This window comes from Anaerococcus sp. NML200537 (assembly GCF_026131715.1).
Classification (GTDB): domain Bacteria; phylum Bacillota; class Clostridia; order Tissierellales; family Peptoniphilaceae; genus Anaerococcus; species Anaerococcus kampingae.
On sequence record NZ_JAMXSL010000021.1, the window covers coordinates 1 to 16,516 of the forward strand.

General features: G+C 38.5%; 20 protein-coding genes and 1 pseudogene. 1 reads left to right on the forward strand and 20 read right to left on the reverse strand.

Going from position 1 to position 16,516, the window contains the following annotated elements; genetic code table 11:
• Nucleotides 1-412: 412 nt before the first annotated feature.
• The 3 genes from rlmH to NH288_RS06920 form a co-directional block, all read right to left on the reverse strand.
• Entirely contained in the window at nucleotides 413-895 is a 483-nt protein-coding gene (gene rlmH, locus NH288_RS06910; RefSeq protein ID WP_265214184.1) for a 23S rRNA (pseudouridine(1915)-N(3))-methyltransferase RlmH, read from the reverse strand.
• Complete coding sequence (locus NH288_RS06915; protein WP_265214185.1) at nucleotides 895-1,311, reverse strand: ATP cone domain-containing protein; 417 nt, start codon at nucleotides 1,309-1,311, stop codon at nucleotides 895-897. Before NH288_RS06915 ends, rlmH begins: the two co-directional genes overlap by 1 nt.
• Nucleotides 1,312-1,492: 181 nt before the next feature.
• Nucleotides 1,493-2,347 carry a neutral zinc metallopeptidase gene (locus tag NH288_RS06920; RefSeq protein WP_265214186.1) on the reverse strand — a complete coding sequence of 285 codons (855 nt, stop codon included), beginning with the start codon at nucleotides 2,345-2,347 and terminating at the stop codon, nucleotides 1,493-1,495.
• 637 nt (nucleotides 2,348-2,984) lie between these two features.
• Here NH288_RS06920 and NH288_RS06925 point away from each other — a divergent pair.
• Nucleotides 2,985-3,272, forward strand: a complete 288-nt coding sequence (locus NH288_RS06925) for a GIY-YIG nuclease family protein (protein ID WP_265214187.1) — start codon at nucleotides 2,985-2,987, stop codon at nucleotides 3,270-3,272.
• 492 nt (nucleotides 3,273-3,764) lie between these two features.
• On the opposite strand, the gene NH288_RS06930 is transcribed toward NH288_RS06925, so the two are convergent.
• The 17 genes and pseudogenes from NH288_RS06930 to rplO form a co-directional block, all read right to left on the reverse strand.
• Entirely contained in the window at nucleotides 3,765-4,343 is a 579-nt protein-coding gene (locus NH288_RS06930; RefSeq protein WP_265214188.1) for a ribonuclease H family protein, read from the reverse strand.
• Nucleotides 4,340-5,791, reverse strand: coding sequence for an alpha-amylase (locus NH288_RS06935; protein WP_265214189.1), 1,452 nt, complete (start codon nucleotides 5,789-5,791; stop codon nucleotides 4,340-4,342). The genes NH288_RS06930 and NH288_RS06935 overlap by 4 nt, the downstream gene beginning before the upstream one ends.
• 2 nt (nucleotides 5,792-5,793) lie before the next feature.
• Nucleotides 5,794-6,429 (reverse strand): deoxyribose-phosphate aldolase, encoded by a 636-nt coding sequence (gene deoC / locus NH288_RS06940; RefSeq protein ID WP_265214190.1) that lies wholly within the window; start codon nucleotides 6,427-6,429, stop codon nucleotides 5,794-5,796.
• A complete protein-coding gene (locus NH288_RS06945; RefSeq protein WP_321161882.1) occupies nucleotides 6,419-7,531 on the reverse strand; it encodes a SpoIIE family protein phosphatase in 1,113 nt (370 codons plus the stop codon). The genes deoC and NH288_RS06945 overlap by 11 nt, the downstream gene beginning before the upstream one ends.
• A 162-nt stretch (nucleotides 7,532-7,693) precedes the next feature.
• Nucleotides 7,694-7,738: pseudogene (locus NH288_RS11410) on the reverse strand (hypothetical protein); the annotation flags it as partial.
• 93 nt (nucleotides 7,739-7,831) lie between these two features.
• On the reverse strand, nucleotides 7,832-9,376 hold the full coding sequence (locus NH288_RS06950; RefSeq protein WP_265214192.1) for a CAP domain-containing protein: 1,545 nt from the start codon (nucleotides 9,374-9,376) through the stop codon (nucleotides 7,832-7,834).
• Nucleotides 9,377-9,421: 45 nt separating this feature from the next.
• Entirely contained in the window at nucleotides 9,422-10,570 is a 1,149-nt protein-coding gene (locus NH288_RS06955) for a hypothetical protein (protein WP_265214193.1), read from the reverse strand.
• Nucleotides 10,571-10,737: 167 nt separating this feature from the next.
• The gene (rplQ, locus tag NH288_RS06960; protein ID WP_106461004.1) at nucleotides 10,738-11,079 is read right to left on the reverse strand and encodes a 50S ribosomal protein L17; all 342 of its coding nucleotides are present in this window, start codon (nucleotides 11,077-11,079) and stop codon (nucleotides 10,738-10,740) included.
• A 9-nt stretch (nucleotides 11,080-11,088) separates the two neighbouring features.
• Nucleotides 11,089-12,039, reverse strand: a complete 951-nt coding sequence (locus NH288_RS06965; RefSeq protein ID WP_265214194.1) for a DNA-directed RNA polymerase subunit alpha — start codon at nucleotides 12,037-12,039, stop codon at nucleotides 11,089-11,091.
• Between the two features lie 30 nt (nucleotides 12,040-12,069).
• A complete protein-coding gene (gene rpsD, locus NH288_RS06970; protein ID WP_106461006.1) occupies nucleotides 12,070-12,663 on the reverse strand; it encodes a 30S ribosomal protein S4 in 594 nt (197 codons plus the stop codon).
• A 12-nt stretch (nucleotides 12,664-12,675) separates the two neighbouring features.
• Nucleotides 12,676-13,074 (reverse strand): 30S ribosomal protein S11, encoded by a 399-nt coding sequence (rpsK, locus tag NH288_RS06975; RefSeq protein ID WP_265214195.1) that lies wholly within the window; start codon nucleotides 13,072-13,074, stop codon nucleotides 12,676-12,678.
• A 3-nt stretch (nucleotides 13,075-13,077) separates the two neighbouring features.
• A complete protein-coding gene (rpsM, locus tag NH288_RS06980) occupies nucleotides 13,078-13,422 on the reverse strand; it encodes a 30S ribosomal protein S13 (RefSeq protein ID WP_106461008.1) in 345 nt (114 codons plus the stop codon).
• A 9-nt stretch (nucleotides 13,423-13,431) separates the two neighbouring features.
• Nucleotides 13,432-13,545, reverse strand: coding sequence for a 50S ribosomal protein L36 (rpmJ, locus tag NH288_RS06985; RefSeq protein ID WP_019191178.1), 114 nt, complete (start codon nucleotides 13,543-13,545; stop codon nucleotides 13,432-13,434).
• Nucleotides 13,546-13,740: 195 nt separating this feature from the next.
• Nucleotides 13,741-13,959: a translation initiation factor IF-1 gene (gene infA / locus NH288_RS06990; protein WP_265214196.1), complete on the reverse strand. Its 219-nt coding sequence runs from the start codon at nucleotides 13,957-13,959 to the stop codon at nucleotides 13,741-13,743.
• Between the two features lie 124 nt (nucleotides 13,960-14,083).
• On the reverse strand, nucleotides 14,084-14,734 hold the full coding sequence (locus tag NH288_RS06995) for an adenylate kinase (protein WP_265214197.1): 651 nt from the start codon (nucleotides 14,732-14,734) through the stop codon (nucleotides 14,084-14,086).
• Between the two features lie 3 nt (nucleotides 14,735-14,737).
• The gene (secY, locus tag NH288_RS07000; RefSeq protein WP_265214198.1) at nucleotides 14,738-16,012 is read right to left on the reverse strand and encodes a preprotein translocase subunit SecY; all 1,275 of its coding nucleotides are present in this window, start codon (nucleotides 16,010-16,012) and stop codon (nucleotides 14,738-14,740) included.
• Between the two features lie 16 nt (nucleotides 16,013-16,028).
• Complete coding sequence (rplO, locus tag NH288_RS07005) at nucleotides 16,029-16,508, reverse strand: 50S ribosomal protein L15 (protein ID WP_106461012.1); 480 nt, start codon at nucleotides 16,506-16,508, stop codon at nucleotides 16,029-16,031.
• Between the last annotated feature and the right edge of the window lie 8 nt (nucleotides 16,509-16,516).

Consider the following 16,516-nt stretch of genomic DNA (forward strand, 5'->3'; position numbering starts at 1 on the left):
CTTTTATTACTTTTTTCTTTAATTCTAAACTATATTTTTTCATTGCAGCCTCTTTTCTAGCTACAACTTTTGGGGAGTCCTACACCATGCGGAAGGTCCCTTGGGCCTCCCCTTGGAACGAAGATTCAATTGTAAATAATTATATAATATTAAATGGTGATAATACGAAGAAAAATACCATATGATATTGTATTACTAAAAGAAGAAGTCTTGGCTCTCCCCCTTTGGCGAAGTCATCAGCTTGATGACAACAATTTATTATGTGATAAAATAACGAAGAAAAATAGTAAATAAAAATATAACATTAAATTATAAAGTAATAAAAAAGGGGTCATTAGGGGACAAAAGTCCCCTTAAGCTATCTCGCTTTCGCTCGAGTGCTCCGCACGGGTCCTCTCCGAGCCGGACGGGCTTATTTATGATATGGTTCCCCACTTATTATCCTATGGGCCCTATATATCTGTTCCATTAATATCACCCTCATTAGTTGGTGGGGGTAGGTCATTTTGCCGAAGGAGATTCTGTTGTCAGATCTTTTTAGGATGTTTTCTCCTAGGCCGTTTGATCCTCCTATTACTAGGACTAGGTCTCGACCGGATCCTTGGATTTTTTCTTTTTGGATTAGTTTGGCGAAGGCTATGCTGTCTAGGGCTTTTCCCCCTATTTCTAGGGTGATGACGTAGGAGTCTTCTTTGATTTTCGCTAGAATTTTTTCGCCTTCTTTGTTTTTGATTTGGTCTATTTCCTTGTCTGATAGGTTTTCTGGGGCTTTTTCGTCTGGTACTTCTACTATTTCTACTTTGTTGTAGGCTTTCATTCTTTTGAGGTATTCGGCTAGGGCGTCTTGGTAGAATTTCTCTTTTATTTTGCCTACTGCTACTATTTTGATGAGCATTAGTTTTGGTTTTGGATGTAGGTGTCAAAGGAGTCTCTGATTTTGCTGAAGCCTTCTTCTGCTAGGACTTGTAGGACTATGTCTTTGATGTCGCTTGTCCTATGGACTCTTTGGTTGTCTACATGTTCATTGCCTGCTAGTAGCTTTTTGCCTATGTCTTTTAGAATCATTTTGATGTCTGATTGGTTTAACTGCATGCCTGACTCGTCTGCGGCGTTTTTGATGGATCTAGCGATTTTGTCTGGGTCGTATTTTTCAAGATTGCCTGACCTTTTGACTACGTATTCGTCTTTACCATTTATCATGTCCATGATTTGGTCTAGGGGTAGGTTTTTTGCGATTTGACCTAGGTCTAGGTCTATTATGTTATTGTCTTTTAAAAAGTCGCCTAGGAGGCTTAATATTTTTTCTGTCATGATTACCTTCCTTTATATATTTGTTCTTGCTTTATTTATACCCAATATTTCTTTTGACTATATTTTTGTATCGATTTGTAGATATTTTAAATTATTCCTATGATTTTTGCAGGTATTTTAAAATTATTCCTATGGTTTTTGCAAAGGTCTTTTAAAAAAGAGACCCGTAGGTCTCTTAGTTTTATAATTGGCTTGGGTCTAGGTTGAAGGTGTCCCATTCTGATAGGTCGCCTGCTTGGAAGCCTTTTTGGTACCATCTTACTCTTTGCTCGCTTGTGCCGTGGGTGTAGGATTCTGGGACTACGTAGCCCTGGCCTTTTTTCTGGATGGCGTCATCTCCTATTACCCAGGCTGTGGATATGGCTTCGTCTATGTCGCCTTCGTCTAGGTAGCCTTTGTCATGTTGGTATCTGGCTACTACTCCTGCTAGGTAGTCTGCCTGGAGCTCTAGGCGTACTGTGAGGGCGTTTCTTTCTTTTTCTGGTAGCTTTTGCATTAGCTTTTGGTATTGGTCCATGATGCCTGTGACATTTTGGACATGGTGACCGATTTCGTGGCTTATGACGTAGGAGACTATGAAATCTCCGTTTTTGGCTCCAAAATCATTGACCAGATTATTGAAGAAGGACAAATCCATGTAGACTTTATTGTCTACTGAGCAATAAAAGGGGCCGGTGCCTGCTTGGGCAAAGCCACAACCGGTGTTGATGGCATCTTTGAATATATCCATCTTGGCTGGTGTGTAATTGATTCCTTCCTTGCTTAGGATTTCGCTCCAGGCATCTTCTGTATCGGCTAGGACTACGGCTGAGTATTCGTAGAGGTCTTTTTCCTCCTGGGTCATGACGTATTCTTCTTGCTGGGTCTGCGGGGCTGTCTTTGTTGTGGATTCTAGGGCTGTGAATGGGTCGCCTGTAATCAAAAATATGACTAGTGCAAGGATTAAGCCTCCCCCACCTAGGGCCATACCACCACGCCCACCACCTCGGCCAGCATTGTTTATATTTCCACTTTGTCGTCTACCTTTCCATTTCATAAATTTCTCCTTTTTGTTTATATAATATAGATACCCAAGTTTGGGGTGAATTATTGGAGGAGTTGATATAATGGGTTGCGATTTGGATTTAATGAGCCTTCGGATATAATAACATATCGTTCTAGAGTTTATGCTGGGATTTAAGTTTTCGTAATAGGTCTCTCGGCTGCGCTCGAGACAAGGGAGGCAAGCCCCCGCGGCTCATGGAACGGCCTCCATGGAATGGTCGAGCGAAGCGATATTTGATGGAAGCTTGTAAAGCTTCCTACTACTTCCCTTGCTTCGACCGTAGTGGAGAATGCTATTAGAAATGGTTTGATGTTTTTATTTACTATGGACCAAGTACAGATTTATTTTCACAAGCCTTCGGATATAATAACATATCGTTCTAGAGTTTATGCTGGAATTTAAGTTTTCGTAATAGGTCTCTCGACTGCGCTCGAGACAAGGGAGTTGAAGCTTTTTGTAAAAAAGCCACTATTTCCCTTGCTTCGACCGTAGTGGAGAAGCCTATTAGATATAGGTTGATGTTATTATTTACTATGCACGAAGCACTAGTTTTATTTTCAAAATTAATATGATTAAATACCCTGAATCCGGGCATAAATATTAAAGAATACTATATTAAGGAGTTTTTATGGCTGGCTATTTTTATATTTTGGCTTGCGAATCTAATACTACTATCTATAAAGGATCTACTGATGATATTATAAGAAGGGTTTATGAACACAAGTACCACCTTGTTCCTGGCAGTTTTTCTGATAGTTATAATACTACAAAATTAGTTTATTATGAATACTATAAAGATATAACAGATGCAAGAGGACGTGAAGCTCAAGTTGGTAAATGGAGTAGGTCCAAAAAAGATAATCTTATTAGCAAAATGAATCCTAGATGGGAAGATTTGTATTGGGATTTGGTTTGATTAAATGAAAAAATTGAAGCTTCTTGTAAAAAAGCTACTTCTCCCTTGCTTCAACCGTAGTGGAGAAGTCTAATAGAAATGGTTTGATGTTATTTTTTACTATGGACCAAGTACAGGTTTATTTTCACAAGCCTTCGAATATAATAACATATCGTTCTAGAGTTTATGCTGGGATTTAAGTTTTCGTAATAGGTCTCTCGGCTGCGCTCGAGACAAGGGGCACGCCCCTCCGGCGCACAGAGGAGTCCCGCAAAGCGGTTCGCAGCGAAGCGAGAAAGAAAAGCCGTCGGCTCATGGAGACACGCCCATCCGAATACCGCTTCTTCGAAGCTCTCCGTGCTACCGCACTATTATTCGGCATAAACAATTTACCCTAACGGCCGAGAGCGCCCAAATCAAGGCATGTTTATGTAGCGCACAGAGGAGAGCCCCACAGAGTGGTCAAGCGAAGCGAGAAAGTAAAAAACAAGGCACTTTTGAGGGCCTTGTTTTTTAGAATATTGCTTTTTTTGCTAATTCATCTGCTAGGTCGTTGTATTTGTCGTTTGAGTGGCCTTTTACTTTTACGAAGCCTATTTGTATTTTTTCTCTTGCTTCTCTTATGAAGGCTTGGTAGGCCTGGGTTAGGGTGTTGTTTGCTTTCCATTCTCCTTCTGCCCAGCTGGCTATGCCTTGGTAGTCGTGGTGGATTATGATTTTTTTGTAGGATTTTTCTAGGGCTTTTTCTATGGCTAGTTCTGCCGCTTTTACTTCTCCTGCTACGTTTCTGTGGATGTAGTAATTGTCTTGGTAGGCTTTGTTGAAAGTTTCTTCTTTATCGTCTTTGATTAGGACTACTCCTGCTCCGTAGGTTTTTTCTTTGAGGTTGAATGACCCGTCTACGTAGGCTATGACTGTGTCTTGGTCTATTTTTATTTCTTTTTTCTCATTTGCTAAATAGTCTAGGGCTTCTTCTTTTGTTTTAAAGGATTTGTAGGAGGCGTTTGGGTAGCCTTTTACTTCTTTTAAACAAGAATCCCAGGATGTGTAGATCCCAGGATTTCTGCCTTTTTTTACTGCGTAATATTTCATATTGTGTCTTTGTTGACCCAGTAGGTTACTGTTCCTGGCCCAACTGTAAATACTCCGTTTCCGTTTTCATCTATGGTTATGTCTTCGTTTTTGCCTGATAGGTCGGTGTAGGTGGCGCCAGCTTCCTCTTCACCTACGAACATTTGCTTTTCTGCCATGTCTTTGATTGAGACTAGGACTGCTAGTGGCTTGTGGCTTTCATCTCCTCTTCTTACCCATCCAATTACTGATGAATGGTCGAAGTAGTCGTCTTGTTCGCCGTAGTTGTAGTTTTTCCTTACTTGCATCATATTATCGAGCATGTCTTTTAATGGTTCTGTTTTATGCTCTCCTATTAGGCCGTAGTAGTCTCCTGCAAAGAGGCATGGATAGCCGTCTTTTCTAAATAGGATTAGGGCGTAGGCTATTTCTTTGAACCACTCTTCTACCCATGAGTCTAGGGATTGGCCTGGTTGGCTGTCGTGGTTGTCGACGAAGGTTACTGCCTGGGCTGGGAAGTCTTTGACTATTGTGTTGTCGAAGATTTTTCTCATGTCGTAGTTGCCCATGGATTTGCTGGCTTCGTTCATGTGGAAGTGAAGGGGTACGTCAAAGAGGTCGATCCTGTAGTCTGAATTGTCTAGGTAGGATTCGATGGCTCCTGTGTCATATTGCCAAAATTCTCCAAATAGGTAGAACTTGTCTGCGCCCTTTTTTTGCATTACATATTTGGATAGGTCGTAGATGAAGTCGCCTGATATGTGTTTGAGAGCGTCGTATCTGAAGCCATCGACCTTGGTTTCTTCTGTGAACCAGTCGACCCATTTAAATATTTCTTCTCTTACTTCTGGGTGGGTGTGGTCTATGTCGCAGTTCATGAGGTAGTCGAAGTTGCCTTTTTCTTTGGATACATCTTCGTCCCAATATTTGCCATCGCCTAGGATTCTGTAGATGGCTGATGTTTCGGTTTTGGCATCGTAGTCGACTCCTGTGAAGTGGTAGTAGTGCCAGACCATGTCTGAGTATTTGCCTTTTCTGCCTTTGAAGTCAAAGCCTGTCCAGGCTTCTATTTCCATCTCTCCTGATACGTCTTCTTCTCTATTGTTTTGATCTACCATGACTGCCTTGAAGTTTTCCTTGAAGTCTGCATTGCCTTTGTGGTTTAGGACTACATCTGCGTAGGATTTGATTCCTGCTGCGTGAAGGTCTTCGATGGCCTTGATTAGTTCGTCTTTTGTGCCGTATTTTGTTCTGATGGTGCCTTTTTGGTCAAATTCGCCTAGGTCCCAGAGGTCGTAGATTCCGTAGCCTACGTCCATGTCTCCACCTCCCTTGCACATTGGTGGAAGCCAAAGGGCGTCTATTCCTGCCTTTTTGATGTCTTTGGCTGATTTGCTTAGGTTTTTATAAAAGGATCCATCTCCATTTGTATCCCATTCAAAGGATTGCATCATTATTTCGTTTGCCATTTTTACTCCTTGCAGATGTCTATGGACTTGCTTGCGCCTATCCTGTCTGCTCCTGCTTCGATTAGGGCTAGGGCTTCTTCTCTGGTGTGGATGCCGCCGCTTGCCTTTACTTTGATCTTGCCTTCTACTGCTTCTTTCATTAGCTTGATGTCAGCGACTGTCGCTCCCCCTGTTGAAAATCCTGTGGAGGTTTTGACGAAGTCTGCTCCTGCATTTAGGGCTAGCTTGCAAGCTTTGATTTTTTCATCTTCTGTTAGTAGGCAGGTTTCTATGATTACCTTGAGGATATTATCTCCTATGGCTTCTTTGATGGCTCTGATTTCATCTTCTACATAGAAGTAGTCTTCAGATTTAAGCCTGCCTATATTTATTACCATGTCTATCTCGCTTGCCCCATCTCTGATGGCTTCTTTTGCTTCAAAGACTTTGGCATCTTTGGTCATGGCTCCTAGTGGAAAGCCTACTACTGCTGCAATTTTGATGTCTTTGTTATAATCTCTTATGAATTTGACATAGGATGAGTTGACGCAAACTGAGTAGAAGTCATTCTCTACTGCTTCGTCTACTAGTTTTTTGATTTGGTCAAAGGTCGCATCTGCCTTTAGGTTGGTGTGGTCTATATATTGGTTAATTTTCATCATTTCCTCCGTATTCTATGAGGGCAAGGGTTAGGTCATCTGCCATTTGCTGCCAATTGAAGTCTCTTATATTTTGATAGAGGGCTTGTATGTCACCTTTTTTGGAAAATTCTTCTCTGAGCCTTTCTAGGCCATATTCCTTGCCATTTTCATTTTTCGCTTCTATTGTTCCATCTGTGAAGAATAAAATCTTGTCATTTTCTTCTAGTTTTAGGGTTTTTTCTTTGTATTTATCAGCCTCTATTATATTTGATATCATCCTGCCACTTACAAGGAGATAACTAGCTTCTCCCTCACTTTGTTTATAGATTAGTGGTGGGCAATTATGGCCAGCATTGGCAAAGACTAGGCTATTGTCCCTGAAATCAAAGATGCCAAGCCAGGCTGTGAAATATTGGCTGGAGTCTATCTCTAATTTGGTAAATTTCTTCCTGAGATTGAGAAATACTTGGCTAGGGCTGTAGTCTGGGTGTTTGTCAAAGATGGCAGACATAGACACTTTTAAAAACATGGTCATTATCGATGCCTTGACCCCATGGCCCATGACATCTGCTATATAAAAGGCTGACCTATTTTCGTCAATCTTGATCAAGTCGTATATATCGCCTGAGACCTTTTCAGAAGGATTGTAGATGCCTGATATTTTGAGCTTGCCATAGGTTTTATTTTTAGGAAGTATAGATGCTTGGATCCTTCTTACAAATCTCAAGTCATCTATCATGTCCTTATTGGCGTTGTAGAGGTCTATTTTAAGGATGGATTCGCTTGTGATATCCCTATAGACTTCAATTGAGCCAGCAAAGTCCCCTTCATAGAAGATTGGGGATGTCTTTATGGAATAATACTTGCCATCGATTAGCTTTTCTTCAATCATGGTTGTGGTTTTGACTACTTCGTTGCTATTGCTAAGTAATAGGTCGATATTATCATCCAGGTAGGTCTTTAAGGTCTCGCTCTTATCTAGGGCATCAATAAGGGCGTCATTAACAAAGGCTACCTCGCCCCTGTCATCTATTATCCTGACCCAATCATCCATGGCGTTTAGGATAAAAAAATTGAAATTTTCTCTTAAGTAATGTGTTTTTTCTAAAGACCCTGTCATCATTTGCCCCTTTAACTTTCTTAGTATGACTATATCATTTTTAGCATAGTAATTCAATCTAGTTTTATAGCTATGATAAGGATTTAAAATATTATTTTAACCATAAGAAAAAGCCAGCTTAGGCTGACTTTTCTTTATAAAGGAGTTTAGGCTTTCGCTTGGTTATAAAGCTCTGCCCTTAGGGTTTGTATATATTTTTCTACCTTTTTATTGAGTTCTTTTTGTTTGCTATTAATTTTATGAGTTTATCTCTTTTAAATGAGTCAGTAAGCCATCTATTGCATAGATACGGGCTTAGATTTATAGGTTCGCTTCTAATTTTATGATTACTTTTTCTATTTTTGCTAGGATTACTTTTTGTCTGGATATTAACCTGGTGAGCTTATCTTTTCTGGCTTTTGGCATATAATTATGGGCCATGTAGTTTTCTGCGTAGGCTACTATTCTCTTGTTATTTTCAAAAGCTTGTCTTAGGGCTCTGACGGAGTTGGCGTATTTTGTATTTTTTCTTTTATTATAGGCTTCTAAGTCTTTTTCTAGCTCTTTTACACGAGCATCTACATAGTCTTGATCATAATTATCATTATTTCTAATTTCTTTTAAGTGATTTATTTGGCTGAATATGCTATTGGCTAGGAAATCACTTGATTCTTCTGGTTTTCTTTTGAAGGTCTTAGCTTTTTCTAGGACCCTGTCTAGGTTTGCGTAGTTTACTGGGTCACTTGCTTTTATGAAGTTGACTGTGTATTCTATCGGGTAGGCTAAGCCTGCATCGCTTATGCCGCTTACGCTTATCCTATAGGATGCGTTAGTTTGTTTTTTAAGCTCGTGACCAAAGATTAGGGCACTGCCATAGCCGTAGTTTTGTTTTGATATATAAAGGCCATTAGCTGGTGTATAGGTCTTGACCTCTCCAGTTTTTAAATTTTCTACCTTAACGCTTGTGTTTAGCTCGTCTATATCTAGTAGCTTTCCTATTTGGATTGAAAATGGTGAGCTTGGTTTTACTAGTTCAACTAGGGTATTTGCTGCAGGGTAGGCTATTACATCTTTATTTCTAAATCTAGTATTTGCTTCATCTATCACAGTTGTTGCGTTGAATTTGCCTATGTGACCTATTCCCATTTGTACTGCATAAGGATTTAAGAGCCATCTTCTATGGCCTACACTTTTATAATTATTTGGACTTCCATCATCCATATAAGCCATTATGGCACTATATGGGGAGTTATAACCTGTTCCTAAGTTTGAGGTTTTTGCTCCTTCCTTGCCTGCTAGGATTATATCTTCGTTTCCACTATAACCAGCTGGTGTTGGTGGGTAGTGGTTAATGGCTGAATTTAGGTTGGAAACTAGTGTTGCTGATTGGGCAAGGGTAGACATTTGCTTATTTTCAAATACCTCCGGAAGACCTACCATGAATCTGTAGGTATTTATAAAATGTAGGGTGTCTTCTATCACTTCATCTGTCAAGCTTCCCAATTGGTTTGCTCTTGGATTTGGTATCTGACTATAGATTTGCCTAGCATTTAGGTCATAGCTAGGTTGGGTTAGGTTTATGCCTGCAAATTTGACCTTTGAAGTAGATCTTGTCTCATAGTTTCTCCAATAGGCCTTTACTTCTTCTGCGCTTGGCATGTTGGTTGTGATGCCAAGACTTTGGCCATTAAATACTGTTTGGATTCTTGTGTCTATTTCATTTGCTGGGATTAGGTCTGGGCTTGTTTGCTTAGCTTCGTCACTTAGTGCTGGATCTAAGGTGCCTATTTCGCTTGCCTTACTTATAGCAAGTGGTGAGATTAGGCTTGCTGCTAGGGCAAGTCCCAATATTTTCTTAGTCTGCATTGTTACTCCTTTGTCTAAGTTTTGCCTTTAAGATAAATTACGAGTCTAGTTTGAAATTTTCGCTTCTAATTTTACTAGGATTACTTCTATCCTTTCGAGGATATTTTTTTGTTTTCCTACTAGCTTTGTAAGTTTTTCTTTTGTTTCTTCTGGCATGTAATTATTTGCCATATAATTTTCTGCATAGGCTACTATTTTTTTATTGTTTTCTACTGCTTTTCTGAGGTTTATTACTGAATTTTTATATTTTTCATCAGTTACGCCAAGGTCTTTTTTCATTCTGTCGTAGTAGTTATCAAATAGGTTCCTATACTCATCTATTGTATAATACTTACCTACTACTCCTGAGCTTAGGACTAGGGAGTGAGCATAATAATGATTTTCTCCCTTTCTTACTCCATATCCTGCAGTTTTATCTTGATTTACGCTGTCTACCATGTTGGTGTAATGACCTACTGTACTTGGTGTGTAGCCTCCTACACTTCTAAATTTCTTGCTTAGGGCATCAATATTTTCTTTTTTAGATAAGTAGGCGGACATTTCACTTTCTGTTTGGTAGCCTTGGCTCCTTAGATAATCATATACTTGCTTTTCCTCATCCCACCACTGTTCTATTGATCTTGCTGCTTGCTTTTGATTATTCCACGCTAGGTTTTCGCTGGTATTAAAGACTGTGGCATGGTCTGGTGTGCCTGCTGAATAATTGGCATTGCCTTGGCCTACTGCCATCATAAAGCTTGTGATTCCTAGGGTGTCTAAGTGAGCTCCATCGATTCCACGGTCATTTTGTCTTTTTGCTTCTACCATGGCTATATTTTCTATGGCTTGTTTCATATTATCCATGCTTGCTGCATCATCTGAACTATTTCTTTGTCTAGCGCTTAGATAGGTACCTTCTTTATCATCTGCTCTTGTTAGGGCGTAAACTGCTTCTTTATCATCGTTTTCTAGATAGAATCCTAGGACTCCATTTTTCCACTTGTCCTTGTTTGAGAGAGCTTCGTATTTGGATTTTTCTTCTTCAAATACTTGATTTAGCTCTTCTTGGCTTATCTGTTTACGGTCGCTAAATATATAAGACCAGTTTACAGATGTCATTATATTTGTATTTGGGGCAGCAAAGCTTTCCTGTGCCATAAATAGTCCTGTACTTGTTGCTAGGGCAAGGCCTAATAAGATTTTCTTTATTTTCATTTTTACTCCTTTAACAAAATATTCTATTATAATAATTATAACATATTTTTTATATTTTCAAAATTGCTAAAAGAAAAACCACCCTCTTTTGAGGATGGTCTTTATTTAAATTATAATCTAAATAAATTATCTGATGCCCACAGCCGCGAGTTTTGGGCATTTATTTATTAAACTAATTCAAGGATAGCAAGTTCAGCTCCGTCGCCTCTTCTTGGTCCTAGTTTTAGTACTCTTGTGTATCCACCATTTCTGTTTTCATATTCTGGTGCTATTTCTGAAAATAGTTTTTGAACTACTTCTGGCTTATATAGGTAGCTTGCTGCTTGTCTTCTTGTGTGAAGTGTATTTTTCTTACCTAGTGTGATCATTTTTTCAGCCATTTTTTGTGTTTCTTTGGCTCTTGTTACTGTAGTTTCGATTCTACCGTTTTCAAGTAATGATCCTACAAGGTTTCTTAGCATAGCATTTCTGTGGTCGGTTCTTCTACCTAGCTTTCTTTTTCCTGCCATGTTTTCCTCCTATTCATCTTTTAGAGCAAATCCAAGTTCGTGGATTTTGTCTATTACTTCTGTTAGTGATTTTTTACCGAAGTTTTTGATTGTTTTTAGTTCTGATTCTGGAACTGCTATTATGTCAGCCACTGTGTTAAAGCCAGCTCTTTTTAGGCAGTTAAATGATCTTAGCGAAAAGTCTAACTCTTCGATTGTCCTATCTAGACCTTCATCTAAGCTTTCTTCTTCTATCTCATCTATGATTTCTTCTTCTTCTGGCGGGAACTGTTTGTCTGGAAGTTCGTTAAAGAAGGAGAAGTTTTCCATTAGGATGGATGAACCTTCTGCTAGGGCTTCTTGTGGGCTTACTGTTCCATTTGTCCATACTTCTATGATTAGTTTATCATAGTCTGTTGATTCCCCTACTCTAGTATTTTCTACTGTGTAGTTTACTTTTTCTACTGGAGTGAAGGATGAATCGATAGCGATTGTTCCTATAGGATCTGCTTCGTCTTTATTGTCTTCACTTATCCTATAGCCCTTTCCATTTGTGACATCCATTGCTATTAATAGCTTAGATTTGTCATTTACTGTTGCTATATAATGGTCAGGATTAGCTATTTCAACTAAGGCATCTTCTTTTATATCTTTGGCTGTGACTATTTTTGGTCCTTCTATGTCTAAAAATAGGGTCACATCTTCTTCTGAGTGCTTTTTGACTCTAAGGCCTTTGATATTTAATATTATTTCAGGAACGTCTTCAACTACTCCATCTATTACTGAAAATTCGTGGAGTACACCATCTATTAGTATTTTTGAGACGCTAGAACCAGGTAAGGATGATAGAAGCACCCTTCTCATGCTGTTTCCAATGGTTGTACCATATCCTCTTTCTAATGGATATAGGGCGAATTTGCCATAATGGTTTTCTTCGTTTATATCCAGTATTTCTATATCTGTGTTTAATTTTTCGATCATGGTAGCTCCTTAGTTCTAACTTAATTAATCCTACTTAGAGTAAAACTCTACTATCATACGTTCTTCAACTGGAATATCTATCTCTTCTCTTGTTGGGAATTTTTCTACTTTTACTTTTAGGTTTTCTATATCAGAATCTAACCATTCTACTACGCCAAATGATGCATTCACTTCTTTGATGTTTTTGAATAGTTCTTTGCTTCTTGATTTTTCTCTAACTTCGATTACATCGCCTTCTTCTACTAGGTATGATGGGATGTCTACTTGTTTGCCATTTACTAATAAGTGGCCGTGTGTTACTATTTGTCTAGCTTCTCTTCTAGTTCTAGCAAGACCTGATCTGAAGGCTATGTTATCTAGTCTTCTTTCGCAAAGGATTATAAGTTGCTCACCTGTTTGTCCCTTCATTCTGCTTGCTTTGTCGTAGTAACCTCTAAATTGTTTTTCACTTACTCCGTAGATGAATTTAGCTTTTTGTTTTTCTCTTTGTTGCATACCATATTCAGATAGTTTGCTTCTTCTTTGTGGAAGAGCTCTGTTTGAACTACCTGTATATCCTAGGTAGGCTGGAGAAATGCCTAAAGCTCTCGCTCTTTTGTATACTGGATCTTTGCTTACTGCCATAATATCTCCTTATTAAACTCTTCTTCTCTTTGGTGGTCTACATCCGTTGTGTGGGATTGGTGTTACATCTTTGATCATTGTAACTTCTAGTCCTGCTGCTTGTAAGCTTCTGATTGCAGATTCTCTTCCTGAACCTGGGCCTTTTACGTAAACTTCTACAGTCTTTAGACCATGTTCGATAGCTTTCTTTGCTGCTACATCTGCTGCTTCACCTGCTGCAAATGGAGTAGATTTTCTGCTGCCTCTAAAGCCTAATTGTCCTGCGCTTGCCCAAGAGAGTGCATTACCTTGCATATCAGTAAGTGTTACCATTGTATTATTGAATGTTGATGAAATGTGTGCTTGGCCACGTTCAACATTCTTTTTAACTCTTCTTCTACCTTTAGTAGATTTTCTTCCTTTTGGAGCCATTTATTAACCCTTTCTGCTTTTTCTTGTTCTTGCGTTGTTTTTAGTATTTTGACCTCTTACTGGAAGTCCCATTTTGTGTCTTAGTCCTCTGTATGAACCATTTTCTCTTAGGGCCTTAATGTTGAGATTTCTTTCTCTTCTTAAATCACCTTCGATTGTGTATTTGTTTAGTTCATCACGGATTTGACCAAGTTCTTCTTCTGTAAGGTCTTTCATCTTTGTATCAGGATTGATTCCTGTGTTTTTTAGTATTTCGTTTGCAGTTGAACGACCTATACCATATATATATGTTAGTCCGATTTCTGCTCTTTTTTCTCTAGGTAAATCTATACCAGCTATTCTTGGCATTGTACCCTCCTAACCTTGTCTTTGTTTGTGTTTTGGATTGTCGCAGATTACCATTACTTTACCATTTCTTTTGATAACCTTGCATTTATCACACATTTTTTTAACTGATGCTCTAACTTTCATTTTTGCTCCTAACTTAAGTTTATATCTTGCCTTGGTAATTATACTTGTAATATTTTTCTTACGTCATACTTTTATTAAAGTTTTTTGACCATAATATCCTCTCGAGGCCTGAGGCCTCTCGCTTAGTTTTTCGGACTCGCTACGCTTGTCTCGAAAATGAAGGATTTTTCAAATCCTTCACCCAGAATCGTGGGACTACTTCTTTCTCCAGGTTATTCTACCTTGGCTAAGATCGTAAGGAGATAATTCTACTGTTACCTTATCTCCTTCTAATATTCTAATGCTGTTCATACGAAGCTTTCCTGATATATGAGCTTGTATTTCATGTCCGTTATCTAATCTTACTACAAATATTGCATTTGGTTTGGCTTCGATAACTTCCCCTGTTACTTCTATAGCATCTTTTTTTGACATTGATAGAACCTCCTTTTTATTATCTCTAAAATGTCTATTGAACGCTTTATTTCTTATCAACGACTTTGTTCTAGAAATCTATGAAAGATTCTATCACATCTATTTTTTCTAACATAAATTAAGTTTATTCCCCTAATTTATTATTAAACTCGTTAAAAACTTCTTCTGGAGTTTTAGCGCCATCTATTGTTATTAGCTTACCAGCTTCTTTGTAGTAGTCTATAAGTGGGCTGGTTTGCTCGTTGTAGATATTGATACGATTTTTGACTGTTTCATAATTATCATCGTTTCTTTGGATTAATTTTCCACCACATCTATCACAGATGCCTTCTTTTTCTGGCTTGTGATTTTTAATGTGGTAGGTTTCTCCGCAGTCTGGGCATACTCTTCTGCCTGTGATCCTATCTATTAGGATTTGACTATCTACGTTGAAGTATACCACCTTGCTTATTTCGGTGTTTCTTTCTTCCATTCCGCAATCTAAGGCCTTGGCCTGTTTCATGTTTCTTGGAAATCCATCAAATAAGACTATGGTATTTTCTTCTTTGTCTAGTTTATCAAAGGTATCCCATACCAGGTCTATTGTTAGCTCATCTGGTACTAGGTCTCCTCTGTCCATAAAAGATTTTGCTTTCATTCCCAGTTCAGTTTTATTTGAGATATTATATCTGAATATATCACCTGTTGCTATCTGAACTGCATTTTTTTCTTTTAATATTTTACTTGATAGCGTACCCTTTCCAGCTCCTGGTGGGCCTAACAAAATTATATTCATGTCTTACCTGTTTAAAAATCCTTTATATTGCTTCATTGTCATCATAGCTTCGATTTGTTTAACAGTTTCTATTATTACTCCAACTACGATTATGACACTTGAACCACCGAATGATATGTCTAGTCCTAATACTCTACTTGCTACAGCTGGTACTATAGTTAATAGGGCTAGGGCTACTGATCCTACAAATGTTATTTTTGTTGATACATTGGCTAGGAAGTCACTGGTTGGTTTTCCAGGTCTGATGCCTGGGATGAATCCACCGTTTTGTTGAAGTTGCTTTGCATACTCAACAGTATTAAATTGAATTTGATTGTAGAAGTAAGCAAATATTAATATTAGCACACTTTGTACTAGTAAATATACTCCAAATCCAAATGTAGAATTATTGAAAAATGCTGTTAATCCACTTTGTCTTCCGTTTCCAAAGAATAGGGAAACTGTTGATGGGATTGCAAGAACTGCTGATGCAAAGATTATTGGCATTACGTTACCCATGTTTACCTTTACTGGTATGTGGGTTGATTGACCGCCATACATTTTACGTCCGACAACTCTTTTTGCATACTGGATTGGAATTTTTCTTTCACCTTCTGAGATCATTACTACTGCCATTACTATTAGTACTATGATTACGCACATGATGGCGATTGAAAGTACGCTTGTGGTGTTGTAGTGTAGACCTTCTTGCCATCTAGCTAAGGTTCTTGGGAAGGAGGCGATGATTCCCATGAAGATTAGTAAGCTTGTACCATTGCCAAGTCCCTTTTCTGTCATGGTTTCGCCCATCCATGTTACAAACATTGTTCCACCGATTAATACTACGTTCATTACGATTTTTTGGAAGCCTGTCGCATTTGATAGGGCTGCTCCATATAGACCGTTTGTTATAGCTATCGCTTGGAATATTGCGAGTGCTATGGTTACGTATCTGGTGTATTTTTGGATGGTTTTTCTTCCTTGCTCACCTTCTCTAGTTAGCTCTTCTAGCCTTGGTATTACAACTGTTAAAAGCTGCATTACTATTGATGCTGTGATGTATGGTTGTACACCTAGGGCAAATATTGATAGGGTTGATAGGCCACCACCTGTTAACATGTTTAGGTAGTCTACTAAGGTTCCCTCAACATTGCTGTAAGCATTGGCTAGGGCTTGTGAATCTATAAATGGTATTGGAATGTTATTTCCTAATCTATAGATTACAAGCATCATTAGAGTAAAGTAAAATTTTTGTCTAATTTCCTTTTCTCCAGCTGCCTTTCTTATTATATCTAGCATGAATCACTCTTTTCTATTAAGCTTTTTTAGATGGTTTTACCCATTTTTTAACTTCGATAGTTTCTACTGATCCACCTGCTGCTTTGATTTTTTCTTCAGCAGATTTAGTAAATTTATGAGCTTTTATTGTTAGTTTCTTTTCTAGATTTCCGTCTCCTAGGATCTTAACGCCGTCTTTTGCTTTGTTTTTTCTTAGGATTTTGTTTTCAAATAATAATTCTGGTGTTACTTCTGTTCCGTCTTCGAAGATGTTTAAGCTTTCAACATTGATTGTTTCGTATATCTTTCTGTTGATGTTTTTGAATCCTCTTTTTGGAAGACGTCTGTATAGAGGCATTTGGCCACCTTCAAAGCCTGGTCTTGTACCGCCACCGCTTCTTGAGTTTTGACCGTCTTGTCCACGTCCAGATCTTTTACCAAGTCCTGAACCTGGGCCTCTACCTTTTCTTTTCTTATCTTTTAATCTTTCATTTGGGGCTAAATCATGTAATTTCATTTCCCACC